This window comes from Bacillus cereus group sp. N31, assembly GCF_016483245.1.
Taxonomy (GTDB): domain Bacteria; phylum Bacillota; class Bacilli; order Bacillales; family Bacillaceae_G; genus Bacillus_A; species Bacillus_A toyonensis.
In genome coordinates this window covers 1-4,917 of sequence record NZ_JAEHCH010000060.1, presented here as the reverse complement: position 1 = coordinate 4,917, position 4,917 = coordinate 1, and the positions used below count along the sequence as shown (strand labels likewise).

Below are 4,917 nucleotides of genomic sequence, written 5' to 3'. Positions count from 1 at the left end.
CCAGAAAAGATTATAAAAAACTCTATGGAAAGAACACATTTTGTATAAAAATATACCTTAAGTTGATGGATGTGTGGCAGTACCCCTTATGTACTTTCAAATCAAGCTCAACAATAGATTAGAATTTTATACTCTCTTAATCCGATAGCCAACAACCATTATCTCATTGGCTCAGTGCATCTTGACAAGTGCCGTTAAGTTGATCGATATCTGAAAATATGCGATTAAATAATTCCAGCAGTTTTAAGAACTTTTATTTCCTTTTCGTATGTATTACAAGTATATTTAATTTCGAATAAAGGTATATTATGTGACTCGGCATAAGCACGTTTTAATTTGTCATTCTCTGCTTGAGACTCATATTGTGAAACACCACCGAACTCATCTACAGGCTTATAATGCTGTTCACCTTGACACTCAATAAGACATTTAATGCTATTATCAGAACCGAGAACAGCGAAATCATAACGCAACAAGTTCTTTTGCCCGATACCATATAAGTCTTGAAACTCAACTTCAACTCTATATGCAACATTATGATCTCTCAGTATTTTTATAGTTCGCCATTGAAATGATGAGATTTTATGACAGTCACAATAAGCATCACAATAATATCCATCTTTCGCTCTAGATCCGTGGTCATCATTTTTTATCTTAAAATCTGATGACTTAAATTGATATTCTGTACCACACAGATAGCAACGACATCTATATAACTTATATACTTTACATTTGCCACCTTCCTTTCCTCTTCTTCCTCTATGAGATATAATAGGTTTCCCCTCATAATTTTCATCAATACATTCTAATACTTCTAATGATTCATGAGTAGTATTAGAATAATCAATATCATAACTTTCATCTTTTACTCTAGGATATGAAGCTATCCTTTTTCTCTCACTTTCCTGCTTTTTCCCACAATCATCCCCGCAATATCTATATCCTTTTCCAGAAAAATAAGTCTCAAGAAGATACTTTACTTTTCCGCATCTACACTGGCATTGGTATTTCTTGTAAGACTTCCAATTTTGTATCGTTCTATCATAAACATCTACAGAATTAAAATTAATCCCACTAATTTTTTCCCCATTTATAAACCTTTGCTTTTTTTGTTCTAGGTCTGCAATTTTCTGTTTAGCAACTTTTTCTTGATATACTTCAAAACCACCGATTATAGTATAACATCCATGTTTCGTCCCAATAGGCAATACGCTGTCCATGTATTACAATCCTCCCCCATTTATAATATAGACACTAACGATCTATCGAATACTTATGTATTATACAACATCCATTTACCATTTTTTTCTTGTAATGTATTAACTTGCTTTACCCATTATCCACCTTAATACATTGATTACTTTATCTCTCCAAATTCTGAATTATCTGTCTATTCAGAGTGTATCAGCATTTTAGGAAAAACCCACACTAAATCCATAAAAGAATTTTCTATCTCCATCGTCCCAAAAGGTACAACTTTTAAACCATGTTTAATGTTCATTTAGTGAAAACGAGTTTTACAAATGTATGAAAATAGCAAACACCCTTCTAACCACTTTATATTTTCCTACATATACCAAAGCACCTAAACATAAAAAAAATCTCTCAGGCAATCCGAGAGATTTTTTAAAATCATCATTTTTATATTTTATCAAAACTACAAAAACAACCAATCTTGTTAATTCACATTACTTCTAATTACCCATTCTATTTCTGCTAACTCTTGTTTTAGAGTATTTTGAGTGTGTGGTTTGGTGAAATGAACATTAAGAGCTTCTTCATTTTCCCAAATCTCCCACAGCATTAATTTTCGTTCTGAGGGTTCAAGAGGGTACACATGAAATTGAATACATCCTTCTTCTTTAATAGTTTCTTTTTCAAGTTTTTTGAACTCCTCTATTATTTCATTAAGGTCTTTATCACTAATAATTTTCAAGCATGCAGTTATGTAATGCATCAGATTGCCCTCTTTCCATTCCTAAATTTTAGTCGGTATCAAAAAATATATTCAATTAATATTTTATAATTCCTTGTTTTTAGATGTGAGGTGATGGCTGGGTGAAGCAAGCCGAGGAGCTAGCCCTTCTAATTTCCCTTTCCTTAGACCTAAAACATGAAAGTAAACTTTTGAATAGAAGTTTACTTTCAGTTTCATCAATAAGAAAAACCACAACAATTGCTGTGGTTTTTCTTATTGCCCTGACTAAAACTATGTTGTAAATGCTCATGGCATCATATGTTGGATTTCAATTAAAAGTTCCAATGTAAACTTTTTATTAAAAGTTTACTTTCATTTCATTGCAAATACTGAATTTCTTCTATTTCTTTATATTTCTAAGAAAACGCCAACAAAAGTATACATTCAAAACACCTATTTTATTAGATTTATAAAGTTGTACAGAGATAATAAAGTTGTTTAAAAAACGCCGGTCATGTTATATAGAAAACTGTTATTATATGTTAAAGTTTATAATAAATTGTGGAGATTGCTACTTAAAGTTAATATGCAGGTTAATTAAAAAACATTTTCTTAAAAGGGGGAGTGTTTATTACTTTCGAACATAAAGAAGTGAATATTGAACATGAAAAAATAAATGACAAACTTGCTCTGAATAAGTAGAGTATTGCACAAGTTTCCCATAGGCAACAGTCTGGTTTTTCACTACAAAAAATCAGTAAAATAAGAGAAGGAAGTGAAAGATTTGAACAAACAAAAAGCGGTAGAAATAGCAAGAAAGTATGGTTTGGAAGTTAAAGAGGAGTCCATCATATTCAACGAATCTGGTTTAGATTTTCTGGTTGCTTATGCAGAAGACGATAAAGGCGAAGAATGGGTGCTAAGGCTTCCGAGACGGGACGATGTGATGCCGAGGACGATAGTGGAGAAGAAAGCACTGGATCTTGTAAACAAATATGCCATTTTTCAGGTTCCAGTCTGGTCGGTTTATAAAGGCGATCTAATAGCTTATAAAAAGTTAACCGGAGTGCCAGCAGGTACGATCGATCCGGAGATTCAAAACTATTTGTGGGAGATGGATTATGAAAATGTACCTGAACAATTTCACCAGACATTAGCCAAAGCGTTGGCTTCGCTACACACAGTTCCGAAAGCAGAGGCTCTTAAAGTAGGCCTGTTTGTCCAGACAGCAGAAGAGGCAAGAAAATCGATGATTGAGCGTATGGAAAAGGTTAAAGCGAAGTTTGGCGTAGGCGAATCCTTATGGAACCGCTGGCAGGCCTGGGTAAAAAATGAGGAATTGTGGCCTCAGAGAACAGGTCTGATTCATGGGGATGTTCATGCTGGCCACACGATGATTGATAAAGATACTAACGTAACCGGTTTTATCGACTGGACCGAAGCAAAAGTAACGGATGTGTCAAATGACTTTGTTTTCCATTACCGGGCATTCGGGGAGGCAGCCCTGGAGAAACTGATCAACTATTACCGGCAAGCAGGCGGGATTTACTGGCCTGCCATGAAAGAGCACGTCATTGAACTTAATGCGGCATACCCTGTTGCGATAGCTGAGTTTGCAATTATCTCAGGCTTGGAAGAATATGAGCAGATGGCGAAAGAAACATTGGAAGTGAATGACCGCTAGCATTAAGAAAAAAAATAAAAAAAAGTTCTTCTTAGCGTACAATTTTCTCGAAATGATATGGAATGTAGTTTCAGTGAAAATTGATATAAATAAAAAAGAAGCTAACGAAAACATTAAGGAATTAACTACCGTAGCTAATGAGTGTGTTGATGCGTTAGAACGATTAGAAAAGGAACTAGGAAGATTCTTTGTTTCTCCCCCCCTCTTTAGAGCCGTCACTTCGGCGATGGCTTTTTGTTGTTTGATTAAAAAAATGTTTTAGACTATTAAAAAATAGTTGTAGACTGAAAAGGTATTTTCTATATATGAAAACACCTTTTATTGACATAAATTCTGTTATTGGCAGTTAATTAAAAAGCTTTTGATCTTCTTGAATAAAATAAAAAATACTTTTATTTTTCTATTATTTACTTTAATATCAATAAGGGCACCAAAAAAATAGATAGAGGTGCTAAAATGTACGGTATTATTAATTATGAGGTATTTTTACTAACAGGGATTTTATTAAATCTAATTCCTGGTGCGGACACCATGTATATTGTGGGAAGAAGTATTTCACAAGGTAGAAAAGCAGGTGTGTATTCTGTTTTTGGTATTATTACTGGTTCTTTAGTCCATACGTTATTTGTTGCTTTTGGTTTATCTATTATACTTACAAAATCTGTTGTATTATTTAACACCATTAAGGTTATCGGTGTTATCTATCTTGTATATCTAGGGATTAAAATGGTACTTGATAAGACAAATGTAGCTTTCCAAGCTTCATCTAATAAATTGAACATTAGAAAGATATATATACAAGGACTTTTAACAAGTCTTACGAATCCAAAAGTCTCTTTATTCTTTATTGCGTTTCTCCCGCAATTTATAGATACAGAGGCTTCAGGTCCTATTCCTTTTATCATTTTAGGACTTACTTTTACAGCAACAGGATTGTTGTGGTGTTTATTTGTTGCTTATTTTTCTTCAGCTGTTTCAAAAAAACTAAGAAGAAACCAAAAGGTAGGAATGATTTTAAATAAGGTAACAGGAATAATTTTTATTGGTATGGGGTTAAAGTTGCTTCAAACGAAAGCTCCTCAATAAACCTGAATAACATAACAATGCCCCCTGTTAAGAAATGTTATATTGGGTTTAAACTAATTCTTATATGGGGTAGCACCACATCGCTTTCAAGCTAACAAAATTAAATACCCCCTAAAATGAAAAAAAACGCTATTCTTTCTGTAGAATCATAGGTGGAGTGAACCCTGAGAATGAGACGATAAAAAACACCTCTCTAAATCGTAAGTATCAGTTATGATTTTAATGGAGG

Annotated in this window: 5 protein-coding genes; 3 read left to right on the top strand and 2 right to left on the bottom strand. The window is 33.4% G+C overall.

What is annotated here, in order from left to right; genetic code table 11:
• Positions 1–224: 224 nt before the first annotated feature.
• Positions 225–1,220, bottom strand: coding sequence for a hypothetical protein (locus JDS81_RS29695; RefSeq protein ID WP_097955166.1), 996 nt, complete (start codon positions 1,218–1,220; stop codon positions 225–227).
• Positions 1,221–1,678: 458 nt separating this feature from the next.
• Positions 1,679–1,957 (bottom strand): putative quinol monooxygenase, encoded by a 279-nt coding sequence (locus JDS81_RS29690; RefSeq protein ID WP_002169788.1) that lies wholly within the window; start codon positions 1,955–1,957, stop codon positions 1,679–1,681.
• 745 nt (positions 1,958–2,702) lie between these two features.
• On the opposite strand from JDS81_RS29690, the gene mphM reads away from it, so the two are divergent.
• The 3 genes from mphM to JDS81_RS29675 all read left to right on the top strand — a co-directional run bounded on the left by mphM (position 2,703) and on the right by JDS81_RS29675 (position 4,688).
• A complete protein-coding gene (gene mphM, locus JDS81_RS29685; RefSeq protein WP_098015973.1) occupies positions 2,703–3,602 on the top strand; it encodes a macrolide 2'-phosphotransferase MphM in 900 nt (299 codons plus the stop codon).
• Between the two features lie 73 nt (positions 3,603–3,675).
• A complete protein-coding gene (locus JDS81_RS29680) occupies positions 3,676–3,864 on the top strand; it encodes a hypothetical protein (RefSeq protein ID WP_142316363.1) in 189 nt (62 codons plus the stop codon).
• A gap of 194 nt (positions 3,865–4,058) precedes the next feature.
• Positions 4,059–4,688 carry a LysE family translocator gene (locus JDS81_RS29675; protein WP_097955162.1) on the top strand — a complete coding sequence of 210 codons (630 nt, stop codon included), beginning with the start codon at positions 4,059–4,061 and terminating at the stop codon, positions 4,686–4,688.
• The last annotated feature ends 229 nt before the right edge of the window (positions 4,689–4,917 follow it).